The organism is Pseudarthrobacter phenanthrenivorans, from assembly GCF_000813845.1.
Lineage (GTDB): Bacteria > Actinomycetota > Actinomycetes > Actinomycetales > Micrococcaceae > Arthrobacter > Arthrobacter phenanthrenivorans_B.
Window position 1 is genome coordinate 135,252 of the sequence record NZ_JWTB01000007.1, and the last position, 24,268, is coordinate 159,519.

Consider the following 24,268-nt stretch of genomic DNA (forward strand, 5'->3'; position numbering starts at 1 on the left):
TCTGTGGTTACCTTCCGAGGATGAGGCTCATGGCTTCGGCACGGGTGGCCGGGTCATGAAGCTGCCCGCGGACCGCACTGGTGACGGTCTTCGCTCCGGGCTTGCGGATGCCGCGCATGGACATGCACATGTGTTCGCATTCAACAACGACAATGGCGCCACGGGGCTTGAGGTGGCTGACCAACGCTTCGACGATTTCCGTGGTGAGCCGTTCCTGCACCTGCGGGCGGCGGGCATAGATATCCACCAGCCGGGCCAGCTTGCTCAGACCGGTGACCTTGCCGTCATGGGACGGGATGTACCCCACGTGGGCCACTCCGTGGAACGGAACCAGGTGGTGCTCGCAGGTCGAATAGAACGGAATGTCCTTGACCAGGACCAGTTCCTCATGGTCCAGGTCGAAGGTGGTGGACAGGACGTCCGCGGGATCGTGGTGCAGCCCGGCGAACATCTCGGCGTACGCCTTTGCCACCCTCTTCGGGGTGTCCAGGAGGCCGCCGCGGTCCGGATCCTCACCGATGGCAAGGAGGATTTCGCGGACGGCCGCCTCGATCCGGGGCTTGTCCACTTTTTCGGTTTTCGAGGGGTGGGCACCGGCCTCCGCCAGGTGTCCGGCGGAGGCGGGAACGTCGTCGTCGTCGAAGGAAGTCACAGGGAAAGCTTAGCCGCGAAGGGTGTCAGGCCCCGATTCGGGGGTCCCCCCGTGAAACGGTGCATCCTCCGGAACGCCCTGCGCATGCGGGGGCTGGGCGTCCAGCGGCTCGTCCAGGCGGGCCTGCTTGGCTTCCTCCTGGGCCTCGCGCTCCGCCCGCTCCCGGCGGGTTTCCACCGGGCCGGCGAGGACGGGACGGGTCTCCTTGGAGAGCCACACTTCACGGAAGTCCCGCTTGCGGACGTCACGGAAGATGTCGGCGATCTCGGCTTGGTTAAGTGTTTCGCGTTCCAGCAGTTCCAGGGCCAGGATGTCCAGGATCTCCCGGTTCTCGGTGAGGATCTCGTAGGCCTCATCGTGGGCCTGCTCGATCAGGCGGCGCACTTCCTCGTCCACGACGTAGGCGATCTGGTCGGAGTAGTTCCGCTCGTGCCCGGCGTCGCGGCCCAGGAAGGGTTCACCGCCGCCCTGGCCCAGGCGGACAGCGCCGACGCGTTCGCTCATGCCGTATTCGGTGACCATCTTGCGTGCGGTGCCGGTGGCCTTCTCGATGTCGTTGGAAGCCCCGGTGGAGGGATCGTGGAACACGATCTCTTCCGCCACGCGGCCGCCCATGGCGTAGGCCATCTGGTCCAGCAGTTCGTTGCGGGTGATGGAGTACTTGTCGTTTTCCGGGACCACCATGGTGTAGCCGAGGGCCCGGCCGCGCGGAAGGATGGTGATCTTGGTGACCGGCGCGGAGTTCCGCAGGGCCGCCGCCACCAGGGCGTGGCCGCCTTCGTGGTAGGCGGTGATCTTGCGCTCGTGTTCCTTCATGACGCGGCTGCGCTTCTGCGGGCCTGCCATGACGCGGTCAATGGCCTCGTCCAGGGCGCGGTCGTCGATCAGGTTAGCGTTGGAGCGGGCGGTGAGCAGCGCGGCCTCGTTCAGGACGTTGGCCAAATCTGCGCCGGTGTAACCGGGCGTCTTCTTGGCCACCGCCTTCAGGTCCACGCCCGGTGCCATGGGCTTGCCCTTGGCGTGCACCTGCAGGATCTGGTCGCGGCCGATCAGGTCCGGCGCTTCCACGGACACCTGGCGGTCGAAACGGCCCGGGCGCAGCAGGGCCGGGTCCAGGACGTCGGGACGGTTGGTGGCCGCGATCAGGATGACGTTGGTCTTGACGTCGAAGCCGTCCATTTCAACCAGCAGCTGGTTGAGGGTCTGCTCGCGTTCGTCGTTGCCGCCGCCGATGCCGGCACCGCGGTGGCGTCCGACGGCGTCGATTTCGTCCACGAAGATGATTGCCGGGGAATTGGCCTTGGCCTGCTCGAACAGGTCGCGGACACGGGAGGCACCCACGCCGACGAACATTTCCACGAAGTCGGAGCCGGAGATGGAGAAGAAGGGTACGCCCGCCTCACCTGCGACAGCGCGGGCCAGCAGGGTCTTGCCGGTACCCGGCGGGCCATAGAGCAGGACGCCCTTGGGGATCTTGGCGCCAACAGCCTGGAACTTGGCCGGTTCCTGGAGGAATTCCTTGATTTCCTGGAGTTCCTCCACGGCCTCATCCGCACCTGCGACGTCGGCGAAGGTCACCTGCGGCATGTCCTTGCTGACCATCTTGGCCTTGGACTTGCCGAACTGCATGATCTTGGATCCACCGCCCTGCATGCGGGTCATCAGGAACCAGAAGAGGGCGCCCAGCAGGATGACGGGGATCAGGAGGGAGAGCAGGCCGGAGAACCAGTTGCTTTCGATCGGCTGGTCCGTGAAGCCCTGCGCCGGCTTGGCGTCCGTAACGGCCTTCACCACGTCCTGCGCGCGGGCATCCACGAAGAAGAACTGGACGCTCTTGCCCTTGTCCTGCCCATCCAGCTGCAGGTTGTCCTTCAGCGTGAGGTCAACGCGGTTCTCGCCGTCGAAGATCTTGGCCTGCTCCACCTTGTTGCTGGAGAGCAGTTCCAGGCCCTTGTCCGTGTCGATCCGGGCCGCACCGCCGGGGGCGAGCGTCGCAAAAGCCACCAGGAGCAGACCGACCACAACGACGATCCAGATGCCCGGGCCTTTGAAGAAGTTCTTAGCTTTCATCTGTTCGGGGGCTCGCCCCGTCCCTTCCGGTAGTGCTTCACGGCGAGTAGTCTGCGCGCGTGATGGTGCTGCGTCAGCTTCTAGCTATACACCGTCCGGAGTACATCACGCATAGCGAAAAGCAAAAGTTCCCTGTGGGCGTAGCATGCCGGCTGTCCGCCGGACGCCTGCCTCAGCGGTGCTCCCCGGGCGCCGCCACGGATCCGCGGGTCACCAGCGGACACTCGAGCAGCACGGGCTCCGGGCGGTCATGGAACCCTGGCCCGGCGTCCCCGGGCTCTCCGGCGTCGATCGTGTCGATCAGCCGGTTGGCCGCCCAGGCGCCCATTTCATAGTGCGGCAGGGCCACGGTGGTGAGGCCGGGGTGGAGGCTGCCGGCGATCAGTTCCTGGTCGTCGAAGCCAACGATGGACAGGTCTTCCGGGATGGACAGGCCCAGTTCCGCGGCAGCCCGGTAGGCTCCCATGGCCATCCTGTCGTTGTAGCAGAAGAGGCCCGACGGCGGGTTGGCGCCTTCCAGCATCCGCCTGGCGGCCGCGTACCCGCCCAGGGCATCGGACGACGCCGTCCCGACAGGGGCGCCGCCGGCGTCCAGTCCCGCGCGGGCAAGGGTGTCCCGGAAACCCTGCAGGCGCTGGTGGGTGGAGGGAACATCCTCCGTATTGTTGATGAAGCCGATCCGCGTGTGCCCGGCGGCGAGCAGCGCCTGCACAGCTGCGGAGGCGCCGCCGTGCTCGTCCGGAACCACAGCCGGGAACGTCCCGGCGTCGGTGACGGCGTCCACCAGTACCGATGGCACCCGGGCCAGGTTGGCGGGCGGCTGAACGCTGCGGTGGTACATCGTTGCGTAAAGGATCCCGTCCACCTGCCGCTCCAGCAGCGACTCGACGTCCGCCTGCCGGGATGCGGTGTCGGCGGCGCCTGCGGTGTTGATGAGCATCAGGGTGTAGCCGCGGGCGCGGGCGGCCTGGTCCGCGCCCAGGATGATCCGGCCGGCGTGCGGCGTGGTGGCCACGTCCTCGCTGACCAGGCCCAGCACGCCGGACTTCCGGCTGCGCAGTGCCTGGGCCAGGCGGTTGGGGCCGTAGCCCAACTGGTCCGCCGCCGCCCTGACCTTGTCGCGGGTGTCCTGGCTGACGCGGGCGTAGGGCGCATCGTTGAGCACGTGCGAGACGGTGGTGGCGGAGACGCCGGCCGCCTTGGCAACGTCCCGGATGCCGATGTTCCTTGGCAAGATGGTGGGCGGCAGCCTACTCGTAGACGTGCGGCGCCAGGGTGCCTACGAAGTCCAGGTTGCGGTACTTCTCGGCGTAGTCCAGTCCGTAGCCGACCACGAATTCGTTGGGGATGTCGTAGCCGACGTACTTGACGTCGATTTCCACCTTGGCGGCGGTGGGCTTGCGGAAGGCGGTGCAGATTTCCACCGACGCGGTACCGCGGGACTCCAGGTTGGTCTTGAGCCAGGACAGGGTCAGGCCGGAGTCGATGATGTCCTCGACGATCAGCACGTCCTTGCCCATCAGATCCGTATCCAGGTCCTTCAGGATGCGCACTACCCCGGAGGACTGGGTTCCCGAGCCGTAGGAGGAGACAGCCATCCAGTCCATGGAAATGTGGCTGTGCAGTGCCCGGGCCAGGTCCGCCATAACCATCACGGCACCCTTGAGGACGCCCACAATGAGGATCTCGCGCCCTTCATAGTCCTTGTCGATCTGCGCTGCGAGTTCGGTGATCCGCTGCTGGATCTGTTCCTTGGTGTAGAGAACGTGCTTGAGATCTGCCTGGACGTCGTTTGAATCCACCAATGGCTCCTGTGTAGATGCGGGGTGCGACTATTTTGTGGGCGGCTTGGAAGGCCGGAATACTAGCTTCCCACAGCGTGCCCGTTCGCGGGGAACGGGACCGGGGCCGTGGGGGGCGGCGGGGACGGCTTTGCCCGTGGCTCCCTCCAGCTGCGCCAGCGACAACCGGTAGGCGCTGACACCGCCGGGAAGCTGCACCGGGCCGGCCGAACCGTGCCGCCGGAGCAGGGCTTCCGCCGCCAAAAGGCGCTGGTAGCTGGGCTGCTGGCCGCCTGCCTCCGCCGCGGCCTTGGCAATGACCCGGAACCTGATGGCCGGCGCCAAGGCGCGCAGGGCCTCTTCCGGAAGGGCAAGGTCGGAGCCGTCCCGCTCCACGAGGGAGGCGTAGGTGCTTTCCGCCACATCCTCCAGGTAGTCGGCGTCCAGTTGCAGGATTGCAGCGGTCCGGGCCAGCGATTCCGCCACGCCGGGGCCCAGCTTGTCCTCCAGGTGCGGGAGGACCTCCACCCGGGTCCGGGACCTCGCGAAGGCGGGGTCCGCGTTGGTGGGATCGTGCCAGGGGTCCAGTTCCTCCACGACGCAGATCTCTTCGGTGTCCGCCCGCCGAAGGCCCAGGAACGGGCGAAGGAGCACCGTGTCTCCGGAGCCTGCCCGGGCCGGGCGCATGCCGGCAAGGGAACGGGTTCCGGAGCCTCGGGCCAGGCCCAGCAGGACCTGTTCGGCCTGGTCGTCCAGGGTGTGCCCCAGCAGGATTGCCCCGGCGCCCTGGCCAGAGGCGGCAGCCTCAAGGGCGGCATGGCGGGCCTCGCGGGCAGCAGCTTCGGGCCCCATTCCGGCGGCGGCCACCCTAACGGTGCGGATCTCCACCGGTGCAAGGCCCAGCTCCTGCAGCATCCCTGCAGTGCGGGCTGCCACCTCGGCGGAGCCGTCCTGCAACTGGTGGTCCACCACCACCGCACCCACGGTCAGCGGATGGCCGTCCACGTGGCCGCGGCGGGCGAAGTAGGCCGCGACGGCGGCGAGCGCCAGGGAGTCCGGCCCGCCGCTGCAGGCCACCAGGACGTGGCGGGGGTAGCCGGCACCTGCCAGGGCCTCCTGCAGCATCCTGCGTGCAGTGCCGACGACGGGAGCCAGCCTTCCGGGCCGGCGCCGTCCGCTGGTGACAGGGGACGGCGCCGGAACGTCGTCAGGCAACTACAGGCCCATCCGCTCAAGCCACAGCTTGGCGTCGTGGATCTCCGGCTCAGTGGGAAGGTGGTCCACCGAGTCCCAGACCTTGTTGAAGCCTTCCATCCCGGCAACGTCCACCACGGCGCGGACGAAGCGGGCGCCGTCGGAGTACTGCCGCATCTTCGCGTCCAGGCCCAGGAGGCTGCGGATGAACTTCTCGATCACGCCGCGGTCCTTGCCGCGGTCGTTGAACCGCTGCCGGATGGTCTTGACGGACGGCACGATGCTGGCGTCCACGGCGTCCATCACCACGTTGGCGTGCCCTTCGAGCAGGCTCATGACGGCGGTGAGGTGCGAGATGGCGGCCTTTTCCTCGGGATCCTGGAGCAGGTCCAGGATGGCGCCGCGGCCCGGCGTGTTTCCGCTGGCGGAGCGGTCCTTCAGTGAACGCGCAGCAGCGGAGGCACGCTCCATCAGGGAGTCGACGTTGCCCAGCAGGTGCCCGCTGAGGTTGTCGATCTGCTCCAGCATGTGGTGGCGCAGCCAGGGGGCCGCCGCGAACTGGACCCGGTGGGTTTGTTCGTGCAGGCACACCCAGAGCCGGAAATCCTCCGGCGTGACGTTGAGTTCACGCTCCACCGAGATGATGTTCGGGGCCACGAGCAGAAGCCGGCCGGCGGCGGGTGCGGAGGAGTTCTCGGCAAGCGCGGCGAAGGGGTCGTACTGGCCCAGGACCTTGCTGGACAGGAAAGCGAGGACAGCGCCCAGCTGGGAGCCGGTGATGGCGCCGCTGACCTGCGCGGCAGCGGGGCTCAGGTTTCCGCTGCGGCTGTCCAGCATCTTCTGCATGGCCGGTTTGAGCATCACGGCGAAGCTTTGGGTGTTGGCTTTGGCCCAGGACGCCCGGTCCACCACCAATACTGACGAGTCGCGCAGATCGCGCGCCGCCTCCAGCCCGGTGATCTCATGGACGTGCGGAACGGAGGCGTCCGCGAGCCGGCGCAGGCTGTCCACCGCCCCGCCGATGGCTGCTTCGTCCAGCACCGGGCCGGCCGGAGCCAGCCGCGCTGCGGCGGAAGCGGCAAGGTCCCAGTTGATCAGGGACTGGGCAGTCGGTGACCCGGCCTTCGTGGACACGGTCGGTGCGGACTCGCGCGCAGTGGACTCCATGGTTCCCATCAGAACACAGCAGCCCGGGGATCGTCCTTAAGTTCGCTCACCGGCGAACTTCCACAGCCTCCGCACAGGAGCGCGAAAGCGCTGTCCAAGACCCGCCGGGCAGGCTGGAAACCGCAGGGCAACCTGCCTGTCCGGAGCGGCCCGTACCCGCACAACCGTTGCTGCCCCGCATCGTTCATGCGGGACAGGGCCGGTCATAACCATCGAAGGAGGACACCATGATCCCTTACCGTCCCATCGTGCCCCTGACCATCGGCCCGCGCACGGGCTGGAGGTCGGTGCTGGCCGCCGTCGTCATGGCCGCGCTGCTGGGCGTCCAGCCGCAGTAATACCCGCCGCCCCACCCCGGGTGGGCGCTAGCGGCAGCCGCAGCCGGCCAATACGGTGGCGGCACGGTCCAGGGCTTCCTTGTTGCCGGCGGCGCCGGGTGTCAGTCCGTTGCCGATGAAGGAGAACACCAGGAGCCTTCCATCCGCGTCCACAACGTAGCCGCTCAGCCCCAGCACGGTGTTCAGGGTTCCGGTCTTGGCCCGCACCAGCCCGGCGCCGCCGAAGGTGGTGGCGTCCCCGTACCGGGCGTCCAGGGTGCCGGACAGGCCGCCGACCGGGAAGCCGTCCAGAGCGGCACGCAGCCTGGTGTCGGCTCCGGTGGTGATGGCCCGCAGCACGTCCACGAACAGCCGTGCCGGGACCTGATTGCCCATGGCAAGCCCGCACACGTCCGCCAGCTTGAGGGTGTCCGCGGGGATGCCGGCCGCCCGGACCTCGTCCGCCACCACGGCCACGGCGCCGTCGTTGCTGCCGGGCCGGCCCGTGGCCACGGCGGCCAGCCGGCCCATGGTTTCGGCCAGGTAGTTGTCCGATACCTGCAGCATCAGGTCCACCTGCTCCGCCACCGTGGCCGATTCGACCGCGGCGAGGACTGCCGGGTTGGCCTGGGAAGCGCCCGCGGAACGTTCGACGCCGGCCGCCACCGTCAGTCCCGCAGCGGCACCGGCCGCACGCAGCTGGGCCGCGAACGCTTCCGCCGCGGTTATCGCCGAATCCTGCGGCCGGGGGCCGGTGGTGACGGCGGGATCGAAGCGGGCCGAGTTGAGGGCCAGCGGGTACAGCGGCGCTATTTCGCCTGCTTCCACGTCGCCGGACTGCCAGTTGGGATTCAGCGCGGGTCCCGTGAACAGGGAGTCGTCCACCAACACCGTGATGTCGCCGGTGGTGCGGGCGGCCTGCAGTGCCTGCACCGTGCGGGCCGCGAGGGTGGCAAGGCCGGCATGGCCCATCACCTGCTCCGGCTGCGATCCGCCCGCGGCCAGGAGGACGTCGCCGCCGCCCACCAGCACCACCTGCCCGGCGGCAGGGCCTTGCACCACTTTGGTGGTGAAGCGGCGGTCCGGCCCCAGGGTGCGCAGCGCGGCCACCGCCGTCAGCAATTTAAGGTTCGACGCCGGCACGCGGCCGTCTGCGCCGCCCCGGTCGAAGAGGACCTGGCCAGTGAAAGCGTCCTGGACCATGCCCGTGAAAGTACCGCCGCCGTCGGTCTTCAACACCGGATCAACCTGCGCCGCCACCACCGTCGGAGCCGGCACCGGGGCGGATTGCCGAAGCGGTGCCAGCACCTGCGGGGCGGCAATCGTTGCCGGGGCCTGCTGCCAGGCGGGCGGCGCCGGGGCGGGCGGAGCTGCTGCCGGGCCGGTGAAACCGGGAACAACCAGGAGGACCGCCGGTATGGCCAGGACCAGCAGGAGCAATGCGGCGAACACCAGGTGCCAGGGCGTGTGCGGCTCTTTCCCGGAGACCCGTCGGGGGCTGCCGGGGCGCCCGGCCCGGCGGGCGCGCAGCGGTTCCTGGCCGGTAGTTTTGGTCATGCTGGTGCTGGTCCTCAAGTCCTGAAATTTCCCCACAAGTTCCTGATTCCAGGGCCTCTCGCTATATCCTCAATACTAGTCGGCGGCACCGACACGCTTTTTTGTGGCCCGTCAAGTGTGCCGCGCACCCCCTGCAATTGCCGAGGAGCATTCCATGAAGCACGACGTGACCATCGAGATCCCCAAGGGATCACGCGTCAAGTACGAAGTTGACCACGAGACCGGCCGCGTCCGCCTGGACCGCGTCCTCTTCACCTCCATGCAGTACCCCACCCACTACGGGTACTTCGAGAACACCCTCGGCGAAGACGGCGACCCGCTGGACGCGCTGGTGCTGCTGCAGGACTTCGACCTGCACCCCGGCGTCATCGTTGAGTCCCGCCCCATCGGCGTCTTCAACATGACTGACGACGGCGGCGGAGACGCCAAGATCCTGTGCGTGCCGGTGGATGCCCGCTTCGACCACATCCAGGAAGTCAGCGACGTCAACGAGTACCTGATCAAGGAAATCGAGCACTTCTTCACCCGCTACAAGGACCTGGAGCCCGGCAAGTGGGTCAAGGCCGAAGGCTGGGGCGACCGCGCCGCCGCCGAAGCCGAACTGGAAGCCTCCATCAAGCGCTACGTGCCCACCGGACACTAGTCCCGCTGAGGGTGTGGGGCCCCTCCTTGTTGACGGGCCCACTCCAACCGCCGTCGTTGTTCCAGGAAGTTGTGGCATGGTGGGGCTGTGAGTTTCGAGCACGCCCCGACGTCCCAGCTGTTGTTCCAGCCACCCTGCGGCCCCGTCACCGGCTGGGCTGATGGTGACGTCCTCCGCGCCAGCGGCATCCCGTACGCCACGGCCGGACGCTTCCAGCCTCCGGTGCCCGCCCCGGACTGGACCTCGGAATTTTCCGCTACGTCCCTCTCCCCCGCCTGCCCACAGGCACCAGTCCCCTTCCTCGACGACGTCCTGGGCACCAGGTACGGTGAACTGCCCGGCAGCGAGGACTGCCAGAACCTCTCCATCACCATGCCCGGAGACCTCAGGCCGGAGGAACGGCTGCCGGTCATGGTCTGGATCCACGGCGGCTCCTACACCACAGGTTCGGGCGACCTGGCCATCTTCGACCCCGCCCGGCTGGTCGCCGAAAACCGCGTCATCGTGGTGTCCGTGACGTACCGGCTGGGCCTGTTCGGGTTCCTGGCCACTCCGACCGGCCGGCCCGGCAACCTGGGCCTGCTCGACCAGCTTGAGGCCTTCCGCTGGGTGCAGCGGAACATCGCCGGCTTCGGCGGCGATCCGGGCCGGGTCACCGCGTTCGGCCAGTCCGCGGGCGGCGACGCCATCGCCCACCTGATGGCCGTGCCGGAAGCACCCAGGCTCTTCCAGCGCGCCATCATCCAGAGCGCACCGCTCGGCATTACCCGGGGACGGGCCAGGATGAACCACGCGATGGGAACCGCTGCGGAGTCCCTGACGGAGGAGACCCCGGCCATGGAGGTGGTGGCCCGCGAGGCAGACGTGGCGCAGGTGGCCAGGAAGTTCGGGATGCTGGCGGCCATGCCGTTCGGCACCCAGTACGGGCACGATCCGCTTCCCGAAGAGCGAGGCATTGAAGAAGCGTGGAACCGCGCCGCGCCGGCCATCGACGTGCTGATCGGCCATACCTCCGAGGAGGCGCGCCTGTTCCTTCCCCGCAGCCCGCGGCTGATGCGCCTGGGAGGCATCCCCCTGGCGGGCCCTGCCGCCGTGCGGGCCATCGACTGGGTGGTCACCGAAACCGTGTACGGCAGGGCCACCCGCCGGTTCGCCCGCCGCCACGCCAAGGCAGGCGGAAGGGCGCACCGCTACGTCCTGGACTGGCACGCGCCCGGCAACATCTTCGGCGCCGCCCACACGGTGGATTTGCCCCTGCTGCTCGGCAACCGGAAGACCTGGGACGGCGTTGGGCTCATTGCCGGAGCGGACTGGGCGGACGTGGACGCCGCGGGCCGCAGGATGCGCGCCCTGTGGGCCGGCTTCGCCTCCGGCCAGGACCTCGGGGACTCGGGCAGCATCCCCGGCGTCCTGCGGTACCGGGCCGTCTGACGCAATGCCGTCTGACCGCAGGGTTGGTGGGCAGCCCATGAAGACCCTCGGCGTGGACCTGGCGGCCGCGACCAAGAAAACTGCCGTGGCCGTCATCGAGTGGAGCGATGACCGGGCCCGGCTCACCCACCTGGCCCTGGACGTGGACGACCAGGAGATCGTGGACCTGTTCGGCACTTGCGCCATGACCGGCGTCGATTGCCCCGTGGGCTGGCCGGACGCGCTGATCCCGTTCCTCACCGGCCACCTGAATAATGATCCGGCACCCGTCCTTGACCACGACGGGATCGCCGGCCGCCGGCTCCTCGCCTATCGCGATACCGACCGGTTCTGCACCGCGCAGACCGGGCTGATTCCGCTCAGTGTCTCCGCTGACCGGCTGGCCCACCCGGCCATGCGCTGCGCCGTCATCCAGGCGAAGATCGCTGCGCTGCACGGCCCGCAACCGCGTGACGGCTCGGGCCGGCTGGCAGAGGTGTACCCGGCGGCATCGTTGAAGATCTGGGGGCTCAAGGGCCGGGGCTATAAGGGCCGGGGCACTCCGGAAGCGGAGCGGCTTGGCGTGCTGCTCGGCTCACTGCAGGACCAGGCGCCATGGCTGGACCTGGCCGGGAACGAGGCGCGGCTCGCGGCTTCGGACGACCTGTTCGATGCCGTCATCGCCTCGCTGACCGCCCGGGCCGTGGCCCGCCGTCGTACCCTCGCCCCTGACGATGCGCATGCCCGGGCGGCCCGCAGCGAAGGCTGGATCCACCTGCCCTCCTGCACCCCGGATGAACTCCTGGGGCAGTAAGTCAGCCGCCCAGCTTCCAGTTCCGGATCTCCTCCGGGTCCTCGCCGTGGGTGCGGGTGTGCTCGCGGGCCCGGCTGCGCCGGTCCTGCAGGTCCTGGCGCAGGAGCGAATGCTTCTCGGCCAGGCCCGGCACGCGGTCGATCGCGTCGATGGCAAGCGTGAAGCGGTCGATGCCGTTCAGCATGGCCATATCGAACGGCGTGGTGGTGGTCCCCTCTTCCTTGTACCCGTGCACGTGAAGCCCCTGCTGGTTGGCCCGCCGGTACGCCAGCCGGTGGATCAGCGCCGGGTAGCCGTGGTACGCGAAGATGACGGGCTTGTCCGCCGTGAAAATGCCGTCGAAGTCGTGGGCCGGGAGGCCGTGCGGGTGCTCGCTTTCGTCCTGCAGCCGCATCAGGTCCACCACGTTGACCACACGCACCTTGAGTCCCGGGGCGCCCTCGCGAAGCAGCTCCGCCGCGGCCACGGTCTCCACCGTGGGGACGTCACCGGCGCAGGCCAGGACGACGTCGGGCTCCTCGCCCGGCACCTCCGAGCCGGCGAACGTCCAGATCCCCAGGCCGCGGCGGCAATGGCTGGCGGCATCCGCGGGACCAAGCCAGGTGGGCGAGGGCTGCTTGCCGCTGACCACGATGTTCACGTAGTCGGTGGACGCCAGGCAATGCTCCATGACGGAGAGCAGGGTGTTTGCGTCCGGCGGCAGGTACACCCGGATGACCTCGGCCTTCTTGTTCACGGCGTGGTCGATGAAGCCCGGATCCTGGTGCGAGAACCCGTTGTGGTCCTGCTGCCACACGTGCGAGGACAGCAGGTAGTTCAGTGACGGCACCGGCTGGCGCCAGTGCAGTTTGCGGGACACCTTCAGCCATTTGGCGTGCTGGTTGAACATGGAATCGACTATGTGCACGAAGGCCTCGTAGCAGTTGAAGACGCCGTGCCGCCCGGTCAGGAGGTAGCCCTCCAGCCAGCCCTGGCACAGGTGCTCGCTGAGCACCTCCAGGACCCGTCCGGAGCGGGCAAGGTGCTCGTCGACGTCGTCAATCCGGTACTGCCACACCTTGTCGGTGACCTCGTAGACGTTCTGCAGCCGGTTGGAGGCCGTCTCGTCCGGGCCGAACAGCCGGAAGTTTTCCATGTTCTGCGCAATCACGTCCCGCATCCAGAAGCCGAGGGTGATCATCGGGCTGACCCGGTCGGTTCCCGGGCTGGGCACCTCCACGGCGTGGTCCTGGTAGGCGGGCAGCCTGAGGGCCCGCCGGAGCAGCCCGCCGTTGGCGTGCGGGGTGGCACTCATGCGGAAGTCCCCGGTGGGTGCCCCTTCGGCGACGCCGGGCCGGAGCCGGCCGTCGCCGTCGAACAGCTCTTCCGGCCGGTAGGACTGCAGCCATTCCTCCAACTGCTTCAGGTGTTCGCCGTTGGTGCGCACCTCGGACAACGGGACCTGGTGGGCCCGCCAGGTCCCTTCCACCTGCAGCCCGTCCACCATCCGCGGCCCGGTCCAGCCCTTCGGCGAGCGCAGCACGATCATGGGCCAGCGGCGGCTCCCCTCCCCCGCCTGTTCTCCGGATTCGTCCCGCCGGTGGGCGTCCTGGATGGCCCTGATGTCCGCCAGGCAGCGGTCCAGCACGGCGGCGAAATCGCGGTGCGCCTGCTCCGTGCTGTCCGGGTCCGCCACCGTCACGAAATACGGCTCGTGGCCATACCCGCGCAGCAGCTGCTCCAACTGGTCCTGCGGCATCCGGGCCAGGATGGTGGGGTTGGCGATCTTGTAGCCGTTCAGGTGCAGAATGGGCAGCACGGCGCCGTCCGCGGCAGGGTCCAGGAAGTTGTGCGAGTGCCAGCTGGCCGCCAGCGGCCCGGTTTCGGCCTCGCCGTCGCCAATCACGACGGCGGTCACCAGCTGGGGATTGTCGAACACCGACCCGTAGGCGTGGGCCAGCGCGTACCCCAGTTCCCCGCCTTCGCTGATGGAGCCGGGGCTTTCCGGCGCGGCGTGGCTGGGGATGCCACCCGGGTAGGAAAACTGCCGGAACAATTCGGCAAGGCCGGCCCCGTCATTGCCCACATGGGCATAGATTTCCGAGTACGTCCCCTCCAGCCAGGCATTGGCGACGACGGCGGGACCGCCATGGCCCGGACCGGCAACAAAGAGCATCTCCAGGGAGTCGCGGCGGATCACCCGGTTCAGGTGCGCGTAGACGAAGTTGAGCCCGGGCGTCGTTCCCCAGTGGCCCAGGAGCCGGGATTTGGTGTCCTCTGCCTGCAGAGGTTCGCGCAGCAGCGGGTTGGACCGCAGGTAGATCTGCCCCACGGAGAGATAGTTCGCGGCCCGCCACCACCGGTCGACGAGCTCCAGCTCCGCCTGGTCGATGCCGTCCCGCTGCACCGTGTCCTGCTGGTTCCCGTCCTGCTGTTTCCCGTCCTGTCCAGTGCTGCCGGCCATAACCATCCTCACCTTGGGTATGCCGCTGCAGGCGGCCGTTCCCCCATCGCAACAGATCGAGGGGCACGCAGGCAACCCCCGCCGTCGCGCCTTTCCACCTTGCCCCGCCCCTGCAGGCCACCTGTAGGGTAGTAAGCAAGCTTAGCTTCCGCCTGGCGGGGCTGGGAACATCTGATGAGGGGAGATCAAGACATGCCAGCCGAAGACAACATCGCAATTCCCGGGGCGCCGGCCAGTGAGGCTCCGGCGCAGGCAGAGCCCACCACACCCCGTGAACCGCTGCCGCCCAAGCCGGACCAGCGCGGCCCGGAGGCAGTGTCGCCAACCGGCAGCCCCACCGGGGCACCCGCCACTGCGCGCGGCCAGTCCGGCCAGTACCTGACCACGGCCCAAGGCCTCCGGCAGCAGGATACGGACCACTCGCTGAAGGCCGGCCCGCGGGGACCCATCCTGCTGCAGGACCACCACCTGCGCGAGAAAATCACCCACTTTGACCACGAGCGGATCCCGGAGCGCGTCGTCCACGCACGCGGAGCTGGAGCACATGGCGTGTTCCGCTCGTACGGGACGGCTTCGAAGGTCACGCGCGCCGGATTCCTTGCCCCGGACGTCGAAACGCCCGTGTTTGTCCGGTTCTCCACGGTGCTTGGCTCCCGCGGGTCAGCGGACGCGGTGCGGGACACCCGCGGGTTCTCCACGAAGTTCTACACGGATGAAGGAACCTACGACCTCGTGGGCAACAACATTCCGGTGTTTTTCATCCAGGACGGAATCAAGTTCCCGGATATCGTCCACGCGGCCAAACCCCATCCAGACCGTGAAATCCCACAGGCCCAGAGCGCGCACGACACTTTCTGGGACTTCGTCTCGCTCCACACCGAGGCGCAGGCCCACACCATGTGGAACATGTCCGACCGCGGCATCCCGCGGTCATACCGGACCATGGAGGGCTTCGGCGTCCACACGTTCCGGCTGGTCAATGCCGACGGGGACACCACGCTGGTGAAGTTCCACTGGAAGCCCAAACAGGGTGTCCACTCGCTGGTCTGGGAAGAAGCCCAAATCATTAACGGCATGGATCCGGACTTCCACCGGCGCGACCTTGCCGATGCCATCGAAGCCGGCGCCTATCCGGAGTGGGAACTGGGCATCCAGACGTTCCCGGACACGGAGGACCAGATGTTCGAAGGCATCGACCTCCTGGACCCCACGAAGTTCGTTCCCGAGGAACTCGCGCCGGTGCAGCCCATCGGCCTCATGACCCTCACCGCGAACCCGACGAACTACTTCGCCGAGACCGAGCAGGTGGCCTTCCACCCGGGGCACCTGGTGCCGGGCATCGACGTCACCAATGACCCGCTGCTGCAGGTCCGCCTGTTTTCCTACCTGGACACGCAGATCTCGCGCCTGGGCGGCCCCAATTTCGGGCAGATCCCGATCAACCGGCCGCACGCCCCCGTCAACGACATGCTGCGTGACGGCATGCACCAGACGGCGGTCCACTCGGGGGTTGCCCCGTACCGGCCCAATTCGCTGGATGGCGGCTGCCCTTTCCTTGCCGGACAGGACCTGGGGGCCTTCGTGGACGTGCCGGCCGCGGTTGCGGAATCCATCAAGGAGCGGCGCAACCCGGCCTCCTTCGATGACCACTACAGCCAGGCCCGGCTGTTCTTCCGCAGCCTCAGCGCGGTGGAACAGGACCACGTGGTCCAGGCGTATACGTTCGAGCTCGGCAAGTGCTACGAAACCGCCGTCCGCGAACGCCAGCTCCAGGCCCTGGCCAATATCGACGCCGCGCTGTGCGCCGCAGTGGCCGCCGGCCTCGGCATGGCTGCCCCGGAAGCTTCTGAGCAGGTGGCGGAGCATGCTCCCAGCCCGGCGCTGTCCCAGGTCGGCCGGACGTGGCCGGTAGCCGGGCGCGTGGTGGGCATCATTGCCGATTCCTCCAGCGACCTTTCGCAGGTGGACGCGGCCCGCAAGGCGCTCGACGGCGAGGGCATGGTCCCGCTCGTCATCGCACCAACCGGCGGCACGCTTTCCTCCGACGGGCTTTCCGTCACGGTGCAGCGGACCTTCCTCACGGCTCGGTCCACCGAATTCGACGCGCTGATTGTTGCCGGCGGGCAGCGTCCTGCCCCGGACGCCACTGCCGGTCGCGATGCCAAAGCCGGGGAGCCGGCGGCAGGCGCCGATCCGCGCGTCGGACTCATGCTGTCCGAGGCCTACCGCCATGCGAAGGCCATCGGCTTCTGGGGTTCGGGTTCCGGGGTTCTGGACGCGGCAGGCATTCCCCAGCAGGCTGCTGGCATAGCTGCCGGAGATGACGCTGCGTCGGTAACCTCCGCGGTCTCGGAACTTCTCGCCGCCCACCGCGCCTGGGATCGTTTCCCGGCGACCGGTGCCGCTGCGGGCCCGGCACGCTGACCCACGCAAACTGACCCAGACAAACTGACCCAGGCAGGTTGGTCGAGGCAGGTGGTTCCGCCGGTTTATCGCTGGGGGTCCGCGTCATCCCGATGCGGGCCCCCGGCCCTGTTCCCGGGAGGTCCGGGCCGCTGACCAGTCGTAACATGCCGGTTTCGCAGTTCCTACTTCCGGGTAGTGTGGATCCAGAATGTTCACCCTGACCATCAACCAGACGGACAGCCGGCTCGACGGAGACCAGGTCCCGCAGCTGCTCAAGGCGCTGCGGCACATCCCCGCGCGCCTGGACTTCGACCGGTCGGTGGAGGACGAAGTCCAGGGAATCGTCGATTGCCCGCACCAGGCCGTGGATGCCGCGCTGATCGCGCTGCGCACCGGGCACTGGTACGTGGGGATCGGCGCCGGGCCGGTGAATGAGCCCCTGCCCAACCAAATCAAGGACGCCTCCGGCCACGGCCTGGTCTATGCCCGCCGCGCGGTGGACCGGCTGCGGAGCAGCAAAGAACGCATCCCGGTGGCGGTGGAGGGGCCCCTGGCCGATGTGGCCCATGATGCCGAGGCCGTCCTCCGCCTGCTGGGTCACATCGTGCGGGACCGCTCAGAGGCGGAATGGCGGGTGCTGGACCTGCTGACGCCCGGGGTCCGCGGCCAGCAGAAGGCCGTGGCGCAGGAACTGGGGATCACCACCCAGGCCGTCAGCAAGGCCGTGGCACGGGCCCAGTGGAACGAGGAGCATGCCGCCCGGCCGGCGGCCGCCAGGCTGCTGGCCCTGATCCTGGCGGTGCAGTAACCGGTTCAGCTCCCGGTGGCAGCCATGACCGGCTCGCCGTTGAAGTACTCCAGCTTCCAGCCATCGATCGCGTGGTGGTGCGCAAGGTTGAGGGCCGCGTTGTCCACGCTGGTGAGGGTCTGGCCGATGGCGCGGCTGAGCGTGACGCGCAGGAGGGTGCCGTGGGTGACCACCAGGAGCCGCCGGCCGCGGAACTCCTCCGCCAGGGCTTCCAGGGCTGCAATGCCGCGGTCGGCGGCCTCCTCTTCGCTCTCGGCACCCTTGAACCCGCCGGGGACGCGCAGCGCCTCCAGCTCGGGGCCGGCCTGCATTCCTTCGGCGGGGCCGAAGCTGCGCTCGGTGAGTTCCGGGACGCGGCGGGCCACGGTCAGCCCGAGGCCTTCCGCGATCAGGTCGGCCGTTTCAGCGGCACGGCTCAGCGGCGAGGAGACGATGGCGTCCCATTCGTACGGGGCCAGGATGCCGACGGCGGCACGCGCCTGTCCGCGTCCGACGTCGTTCAGCGGGATGTCGGTGGATCCCTGCAGCCGGCGCTCGGCATTCCAGTCGGTCTGGCCATGGCGGACGAGGGCGAACGTCGTAAGGGTCATGCCTCTATTCTGCCTTGGCGCCGGCCGCCGACCGGAATCGCGGCAGCGGGCCCTGCCCTGCCTGGCTCAGAGGAGGCTGCGCAGCACGTGGGCCGCGCCGTCGTCGTGCACGGAGTGGGTGACCTCATCCGCTGCGGCCACCACTTCCGCGGGAGCCTGCCCCATGGCCACCCCCCTGCCGGCCCAGGCGAGCATCTCGATGTCGTTCCGGCCGTCGCCCACCGCGACGGTCAGGTGCTCTTCGAAGCCAAGCCGGACCCGGAGGTTTTCCAGGGCGCTGGCCTTGGTGACGCCGGCTGCGGCGATGTCCAGCCATGCGGTCCAGCCCACGGAGTACGTCACGCCCGCAAGTCCCACGTGGTTGATGGCCTCGTTGAACTCCTCGGGCGTGTTCTCGGTGCTGAACACCACCACGCGCACGGCGGTGGCCTCCAGCATGGTGTGGAAGTCAACGCCGATGGCCTCGACGCCGAAGCTGGCGTCCTGGAACCGCTCGGTGGAGAGGAAATTGCCGTCGGCGTCCTCGAGGGCGTACTTGGCCGAGGGCAGCCGTTCCCGGAGTGCGCGCAGGGCCGGGGCGGGGTCGAACGTAGCCTTGTGGATCACCTCGTAGCCGTTCTCCAGTTCCGGGTGGAGCCGGAGCGTCACGCCGCCGTTGCAGCAGATGGCGTACCCGCGCTCGATGCCGATCTTTTCGATGATGGGAAGGGTGGCATTCAAGGAGCGGCCGGTGGCAATCATCACTTCATGCCCTGCGGCCACCACCGCCTGCGCGGCCTCCCGTACTCCCGGGGACATGTGGCCGTCGTGGTTCACCAGGGTCCCGTCCACATCCAGGGCGACCATGAACTTCCGGTCGACACCGGTGAAGCCGGCGTTGTCCTGGTGGTTGTCTCGATTGGTGTCTCGCCGGTCATCGTTGCCGGCGACTGAGGTTTCAGTCAGCGTTGTCATCCACATAGTGAACCAGACGTAACTGACAGGCGCTAGGACGCGGACCACAGGTTTATTGAACTGTTGGTTAACACGGCGGATTTCCACATTTGGGGGCCGGTGCTCGTCAGCTTCGTAATGCACCCGTCTGCGGACATCACAGCGCCGCCCGCACCGGTGCACCGTCCATACGGCGGTGCAAATGCGAAATCCAAGGTTGTCCACATGCCCGGGCTTTCCCCTTCAACGGCCGTCCGTTGGCCGGTGAGGATAAGTGGCATGCACCTGATCTCCGCGCAGGACCTCCGCCGCACCACGGGTGACACCCGTTCACTCAGCAGGCGCTATGCGCGGGGTGAACTCGTCCGCGTCCGCAAAGGTGTTTACGCCGACAAGGAAGAGTGGGTATCCCTGGCTCCGTGGGAAAGATATCTCCAGACAGTCCGCGCCGTGGATTTGGAGCTCCCGGGATCCACATTTTGCCTGAACTCAGCCATTGCTGTTTGGAACCTGGCCCTCCTCGCAGTTCCCGGGTACGTCGATCTGGCCGGGGCATCGAGGGGGCACACCGGGCGGAAGCAGTCAACCACTTCCGCAGCCTGCAACTATTTCGGAGTAACGGGCATCGAACACATCAGCGCTTACGGAGTTCATAGGCATCCGGGGCATCCTGCCGCAGTTGAGTACGCAGGGCTTCAGGTGACTCCCCTGCCCGCGACCGTAGTGGAAGTCATCGCGAGGGAGAGCTTCGCGGCAGGAGTAGTGCTGGCGGATCACGCCATCAGCAGCCGCCGCCCTTCGGGACCTGCGCTCAGCAAGGATGAACTGCTGGACAAGGCTTCCCGGCTCCCCTCAGGAGCCCGCCGGGATTGGGTGGCCAAGGTGCTCGACTTCGCCTCGCCCGAGTCAGAGTCGGCTGGTGAATCGCTCAGCCGCGCCCAGATGCATCTGCTCGGCTTTCCGGCCCCCATGCTCCAAGCAACGTTCCGGCAGGGGGGTTCACTGCTCGCCCGGACTGACTTCTTTTGGCCTAAGTACCGGCTTATCGGGGAGTTCGACGGCGACGCAAAGTACCTGAGTGACGACTACCTGGGTACACGGACGGCACGGCAAACCGTGCTGGCGGAGAAGAAACGCGAGGACAGGCTGCGGGCAGCGGGTTTCCGGTTTGTTCGATGGGACTGGGCAACGGCTTCAGACGCCACCCGCTTCGCGGCATGCCTCCGGCGGGCAGGCCTGCAGAGCACCCGGAGCAGATCATCCGGCACCCACTGACGGACAGTGCACCCCCGCACTCGCGGGTGCACTGTCCGTCCAAGGGTGAACTGTCCAGATGCGGGTGTATCACACAGGACTAGAGAACCGGCAGGACCTCAAGCCCGCCCAGGTACTTCTGCAGCGCCTTGGGGACTTTGACCGAGCCGTCCGGGTTCTGGTGGTGCTCCAGGAGCGCCACAATCCAGCGGGTGGTGGCCAGCGTACCGTTCAGGGTGGCCACGGCGCGGGTGCCCTTGGAAACGCCCTCCGCGTTCACTACCCGCTCCCGGATGTTCAGGCGGCGGGCCTGGAAGGTGGTGCAGTTGGACGTGGACGTCAGCTCGCGGTACGCGCCCTGGGTGGGGACCCAGGCTTCGCAGTCGTACTTCCGCGCGGCTGAGGTGCCCAGGTCGCCGGCGGCGGTATCGATCACGCGGTACGGCAGCTCGCACTTGGCCAGCATTTCCTCTTCCCACGCAAGCAGGCGCTGGTGCTCCGCTGCGGCTTCCTCCACCGTGGTGTAGATGAACATCTCCACCTTGTTGAACTGGTGCACGCGGATGATCCCGCGGGTGTCCTTGCCGTGCGATCCGGCTTCGCGCCGGTAGCAGGAGCTCTGGCCGGCATACCGGATGGGACCTGCCGAGAAGTCCAGGATCTCGTCCGCGTGGTACCCGGCGAGGGCGACCTCCGAGGTGCCCACCAGGTACAGGTCGTCCTCGGCCAGGCGGTAGATCTCGGCGTCGTGCTTGACGTCGAAGCCGGTGCCCTGCATGGTCTCGGGCCGCACCAGCGTGGGGGTGATCATCGGAATAAAGCCGGCTTCGATGGCCTGGTCCATGGCCATCTGCAGCAGGGCCATCTCCAGCCGGGCGCCCACGCCGCGGAGGAAGTAGAACCGCGCGCCGGAGACCTTGGCCCCGCGTTCCATGTCGATGGCGCCAATCAGCTCACCGATCTCCAGGTGGTCCTTCGGCGTGAAGTCAGGGAATTCACGCGGCGTGCCGACGGTCTTGACCACCACGTAGTCGTCTTCGCCGCCTTCGGGAACGCCGTCCTCGATGAGGTTGGGGATGGTGCGCAGCAGCTCTTCCTGCTTGGTCTGCGCGGCATCAGCCTCGGCGGAAGCTGCCTTGACGGAGTTGGCCAGCTCCTTGACCTCGGCCAGCAGCGCCTGCTTTTCCTCACCCTTGGCCTGCGCCACCTTCTTGCCGAACACGTTCTGTTCAGCCCGGAGGTTTTCGAAACGGATCAGTGCGGCACGGCGGGCGGAATCCGCGGAGATGATCGCGTCCACCACTGATTCATCGGCGCCGCGGGCACGCTGGCTGGCACGGTACTTGTCCGGGTTTTCGCTGAGGTCTTTTACGTCGATCACCAGACAAGGGTATCCAATTCAGTGCACGACGGCGGGCGCCCGGCGCCGTGCCGCCGCCCGCCGTGCGCCGGGCTACTGTTGAACCACCATGAGCGACTGGATTCTCTACCTGCTGATTGCGGTGGCGCTTGCCTTCGCCACCTCGAGCTGGTGGGGCGTCCGCCGCCTCAAGGCACTGCATATACGCAGCACCGTGGCCGGCGAAGCCTACGACATAGGCCTGGCCCAGCAGCGGGTGGCGGTGGTCCTGAATCCGGTGAAGGCACGCGCCGAGGAAGCCAGGGCAACCATCCAGCGGGCCTGCCTTGCCGCGGGGTGGCAGGCGCCGGTCTTTTACGAGACCACGGCGGAGGACCCCGGCTTCTCGCAGGTCAAGGCCGCCCTGGCCGGCAAACCCGACGTCGTCCTGGTGGGCGGTGGCGACGGCACGGTCCGCGTGGTGGCTGAGGCGCTGGCGCACACCGAGATCGCGATGGGCCTGATCCCGCTGGGCACCGGAAACCTGCTGGCCCGCAACGTGGACCTGGACGTCAGTGACCTGCATGCAAGCGTCCAGACTGCCCTGTTCGGCCGCCAGCGCTACATCGACACGGCGCGGATGGCCATCGAAAACTCGCGGACCGGGCACTACTCAGAGCACGTGTTCCTGGTCATTGCCGGGATCGGCATGGACGCCGAAGTCCTGGCCGACACCAACGCGGGGCTGAAGAAGGCCGTGGGCTGGCTGGCCTACACCGAAGCGGGCGTCCGCCACCTGCCGGGACGGCGCAAGAAGGTCTCCATCTCCCTGGACGACAGTCCCGAGCAGATCCGCAACATCCGCAGCGTCCTTTTCGCCAACTGCGGGCTGGTGCCGGGTGGGATCGACTTCATCCCGCAGGCCATGATCGACGACGGGATGCTCGATGTAGTGGTGATGAGCCCGCGCAGCGTGATGGGCTGGCTGCTGATGTACGTGAAAATCATGTTCAAGCACAGCGGAAAGCTGCCGATCATGACCGTCTACCGGTCCGGCCGGGTGGTCATCAAGTGCCCGGAACCCATGCCCACACAGCTCGACGGCGACACGTCCGGGGAGGCGACGAAGCTCACCGTGCAGGTGGAACCGCGGTCGCTCCTGGTCCGGGTCAGGGGGCAGTCACACGGCAGCAGCGCCGCAATCAGGTAGGCGGCGGCAATAAGTCCTGGGCGTGGTCAGGCGCTGGCCTTCTTCGCAGCCTCCGCAGCGGCTTTCGCGGCAGCGCGGGCCTCGGACTGCTCACGGATCATTGCCTGCTCCTCTTCGAAGCGCAGGCGGTCGGCGCGGTCGGCTTCGTCCCCGTCCCAGTCCTGGTTGTCCGCGGCGGGCTTGGGGTTGACGATCATCCCCTGGCCGTCATTGTCATTGCTGCTGGTCATGACCCGCTCCCTTCATCCGGGGCCATACCCCTGTGGATCAAGCAAGCATACGCATTGTCCACAGCCCGGGGAAGTACTCCGGACGGTATTCACCTACGCTGTGGGCGAAGCCGCGGAACCGTTTTCACCTGCACCGGATTCCCTGCCGAGGATGGAATCCACCCAGGATCCGGCAGCCGAAAAAGCCGCGTCCGAGGTGTACCCCGGCACGGGTGTTGCTTGCCCGTCAGCCCGGGCATACGAACCCAGGAAGCGGATGCCGGGGCTGATGCGGTGCAGCCCGGCCAGCGCATCCGCCACCCGCGCCTCACCGGCGTGGCCCTCCGCGTCGATGCTGAAGAAGTAGTGGCCCAGGTACTGTCCGGTGGGGCGCGATTCGATCCTGCTGAGATTGACCCCGCGGCTGGCGAACTGGTCCAGGATTTCCATCAGCGCGCCGGGACGGTCCTGGGGAAGCGGGACCACCACTGTCGTCTTGTCGGCGCCGGTCCGCGCCGGCAGTGCGCCCGGGCGGCTGACCAGGATGAAGCGGGTCACCGCCTCCGGGTTGTCCCCGATATTTTCGGCCAGCATCGAGAGACCCGGGTGCCCGTGTGCGACAAGGGGCGCGCAGATCGCCGCGTCATAGTGGCACTCGTCGGCCAGCAGGCCCATGGCCGACGCCGCTGTAGAGGAGCCGGGAACGTATTCCGCTTGAGGAATGTTGGTATCCATCCATACCCGGCACTGCGCCCAGGCATGGCCGTGCGTGGAAACCCGCCGTACATCCCGAAGCTGCACTCCAGGCCGGGCCACCAGGACAAAGCTGATGGGCACCAGGACTTCCCGGATAATCCGGAGTTCCTGGCCGGACGCGATAGCGTCCAGGGTGGCGGTAACGCCGCCCTCCACGGAGTTCTCGATGGGGACCATCGCGGCGTCGGCCTGCCCTGCGCGGACCATGTCGAGTGCAGCATTGACGTTCGACGCCGGGACTCGGGCCGCCTGCAATGCGCCGGGTACGTGCAGCAGCGCTGCCTCCGTGAACGTCCCCTCGGGTCCCAGGAAGGCGTACACCGGGGAGTGTGCCGGCACTAAAGCACCAAGGGCTTCAGCCCGTTGTCCGAAACCAGCGGCTTGCCGGATTCCAGCCACTGGTCCATACCGCCGGCAACGTTGATGGCGGTGTAGCCCTGGCCCGTCAGCCATTGGGCAGCCCGGAAGGAGCGGCCGCCGGTCCGGCAGATGACGTAGATGTCCTCGTCGGGGTCGAGCTCGTCCAGCCGGGCCGGGATCTGGTCCATGGGGATGTGGAGGGCGCCGTCTGCATGGCCGGCGACCCACTCATAGTCCTCCCTGACGTCCAGGATGACGGCGTCGGCGGGGATGTCGTGGACGGGGACGGTATCGAAATCACTCATCGGGAGTCCTGTCGTGGTGGATCAAAGTCAGTATTAAGCCTAGTAGGTCC

General features: G+C 67.8%; 21 protein-coding genes. 7 read left to right on the forward strand and 14 right to left on the reverse strand.

Annotated elements, in window-relative coordinates:
• Nucleotides 1-7: 7 nt before the first annotated feature.
• From folE to dacB, 7 genes are all read right to left on the reverse strand, one after another.
• The gene (gene folE / locus RM50_RS03700) at nt 8-652 is read right to left on the reverse strand and encodes a GTP cyclohydrolase I FolE (RefSeq protein ID WP_043450095.1); all 645 of its coding nucleotides are present in this window, start codon (nt 650-652) and stop codon (nt 8-10) included.
• Between the two features lie 9 nt (nt 653-661).
• The gene (gene ftsH / locus RM50_RS03705; protein ID WP_043450097.1) at nt 662-2,722 is read right to left on the reverse strand and encodes an ATP-dependent zinc metalloprotease FtsH; all 2,061 of its coding nucleotides are present in this window, start codon (nt 2,720-2,722) and stop codon (nt 662-664) included.
• 172 nt (nt 2,723-2,894) lie between these two features.
• Nucleotides 2,895-3,959 carry a LacI family DNA-binding transcriptional regulator gene (locus RM50_RS03710; RefSeq protein ID WP_043450099.1) on the reverse strand — a complete coding sequence of 355 codons (1,065 nt, stop codon included), beginning with the start codon at nt 3,957-3,959 and terminating at the stop codon, nt 2,895-2,897.
• Nucleotides 3,960-3,972: 13 nt separating this feature from the next.
• Entirely contained in the window at nt 3,973-4,524 is a 552-nt protein-coding gene (gene hpt / locus RM50_RS20575; RefSeq protein WP_041651844.1) for a hypoxanthine phosphoribosyltransferase, read from the reverse strand.
• Nucleotides 4,525-4,554: 30 nt separating this feature from the next.
• Nucleotides 4,555-5,628, reverse strand: coding sequence for a tRNA lysidine(34) synthetase TilS (gene tilS, locus RM50_RS20580; protein WP_205622221.1), 1,074 nt, complete (start codon nt 5,626-5,628; stop codon nt 4,555-4,557).
• Nucleotides 5,629-5,718: 90 nt separating this feature from the next.
• The gene (locus RM50_RS03725; RefSeq protein WP_043450320.1) at nt 5,719-6,864 is read right to left on the reverse strand and encodes a zinc-dependent metalloprotease; all 1,146 of its coding nucleotides are present in this window, start codon (nt 6,862-6,864) and stop codon (nt 5,719-5,721) included.
• Nucleotides 6,865-7,229: 365 nt separating this feature from the next.
• Entirely contained in the window at nt 7,230-8,738 is a 1,509-nt protein-coding gene (gene dacB, locus RM50_RS03730) for a D-alanyl-D-alanine carboxypeptidase/D-alanyl-D-alanine endopeptidase (protein WP_043450103.1), read from the reverse strand.
• 154 nt (nt 8,739-8,892) lie between these two features.
• On the opposite strand from dacB, the gene RM50_RS03735 reads away from it, so the two are divergent.
• The 3 genes from RM50_RS03735 to RM50_RS03745 all read left to right on the forward strand — a co-directional run bounded on the left by RM50_RS03735 (nt 8,893) and on the right by RM50_RS03745 (nt 11,605).
• Nucleotides 8,893-9,381, forward strand: a complete 489-nt coding sequence (locus RM50_RS03735; protein ID WP_043450105.1) for an inorganic diphosphatase — start codon at nt 8,893-8,895, stop codon at nt 9,379-9,381.
• 87 nt (nt 9,382-9,468) lie between these two features.
• Entirely contained in the window at nt 9,469-10,812 is a 1,344-nt protein-coding gene (locus tag RM50_RS03740; RefSeq protein WP_082006959.1) for a carboxylesterase family protein, read from the forward strand.
• 37 nt (nt 10,813-10,849) lie between these two features.
• Nucleotides 10,850-11,605: a DUF429 domain-containing protein gene (locus RM50_RS03745; protein ID WP_043450107.1), complete on the forward strand. Its 756-nt coding sequence runs from the start codon at nt 10,850-10,852 to the stop codon at nt 11,603-11,605.
• Nucleotide 11,606: 1 nt separating this feature from the next.
• On the opposite strand, the gene RM50_RS03750 is transcribed toward RM50_RS03745, so the two are convergent.
• Nucleotides 11,607-14,048: a phosphoketolase family protein gene (locus tag RM50_RS03750; RefSeq protein WP_043450110.1), complete on the reverse strand. Its 2,442-nt coding sequence runs from the start codon at nt 14,046-14,048 to the stop codon at nt 11,607-11,609.
• A 192-nt stretch (nt 14,049-14,240) separates the two neighbouring features.
• On the opposite strand from RM50_RS03750, the gene RM50_RS03755 reads away from it, so the two are divergent.
• Both RM50_RS03755 and RM50_RS03760 read left to right on the forward strand, forming a co-directional pair.
• On the forward strand, nt 14,241-16,472 hold the full coding sequence (locus RM50_RS03755) for a catalase (RefSeq protein WP_043450112.1): 2,232 nt from the start codon (nt 14,241-14,243) through the stop codon (nt 16,470-16,472).
• Nucleotides 16,473-16,662: 190 nt separating this feature from the next.
• Complete coding sequence (locus tag RM50_RS03760; protein ID WP_043450114.1) at nt 16,663-17,262, forward strand: hypothetical protein; 600 nt, start codon at nt 16,663-16,665, stop codon at nt 17,260-17,262.
• Nucleotides 17,263-17,267: 5 nt separating this feature from the next.
• Here RM50_RS03760 and RM50_RS03765 read toward each other — a convergent pair whose 3' ends face one another.
• Nucleotides 17,268-17,852: a histidine phosphatase family protein gene (locus RM50_RS03765; RefSeq protein ID WP_043450116.1), complete on the reverse strand. Its 585-nt coding sequence runs from the start codon at nt 17,850-17,852 to the stop codon at nt 17,268-17,270.
• Nucleotides 17,853-17,918: 66 nt separating this feature from the next.
• The gene (locus RM50_RS03770; protein ID WP_043450325.1) at nt 17,919-18,806 is read right to left on the reverse strand and encodes an HAD family hydrolase; all 888 of its coding nucleotides are present in this window, start codon (nt 18,804-18,806) and stop codon (nt 17,919-17,921) included.
• 258 nt (nt 18,807-19,064) lie between these two features.
• Between RM50_RS03770 and RM50_RS03775 the strand changes: the two genes are divergently transcribed.
• Nucleotides 19,065-20,060: a hypothetical protein gene (locus tag RM50_RS03775; protein WP_052259937.1), complete on the forward strand. Its 996-nt coding sequence runs from the start codon at nt 19,065-19,067 to the stop codon at nt 20,058-20,060.
• Between the two features lie 79 nt (nt 20,061-20,139).
• On the opposite strand, the gene serS is transcribed toward RM50_RS03775, so the two are convergent.
• Complete coding sequence (gene serS, locus RM50_RS03780; RefSeq protein ID WP_043450118.1) at nt 20,140-21,420, reverse strand: serine--tRNA ligase; 1,281 nt, start codon at nt 21,418-21,420, stop codon at nt 20,140-20,142.
• Nucleotides 21,421-21,508: 88 nt separating this feature from the next.
• Here serS and RM50_RS03785 point away from each other — a divergent pair, with 88 nt between their 5' ends.
• Complete coding sequence (locus RM50_RS03785; protein ID WP_043450120.1) at nt 21,509-22,588, forward strand: diacylglycerol/lipid kinase family protein; 1,080 nt, start codon at nt 21,509-21,511, stop codon at nt 22,586-22,588.
• Between the two features lie 26 nt (nt 22,589-22,614).
• Here the strand turns inward: RM50_RS03785 and RM50_RS03790 are convergent, their stop codons facing one another.
• The 3 genes from RM50_RS03790 to RM50_RS03800 form a co-directional block, all read right to left on the reverse strand.
• A complete protein-coding gene (locus tag RM50_RS03790; protein WP_043450123.1) occupies nt 22,615-22,818 on the reverse strand; it encodes a hypothetical protein in 204 nt (67 codons plus the stop codon).
• Nucleotides 22,819-22,911: 93 nt separating this feature from the next.
• Nucleotides 22,912-23,892 (reverse strand): prephenate dehydratase, encoded by a 981-nt coding sequence (gene pheA, locus RM50_RS03795; RefSeq protein ID WP_043450127.1) that lies wholly within the window; start codon nt 23,890-23,892, stop codon nt 22,912-22,914.
• Nucleotides 23,892-24,218, reverse strand: a complete 327-nt coding sequence (locus tag RM50_RS03800; RefSeq protein ID WP_043450131.1) for a rhodanese-like domain-containing protein — start codon at nt 24,216-24,218, stop codon at nt 23,892-23,894. The genes pheA and RM50_RS03800 overlap by 1 nt, the downstream gene beginning before the upstream one ends.
• Between the last annotated feature and the right edge of the window lie 50 nt (nt 24,219-24,268).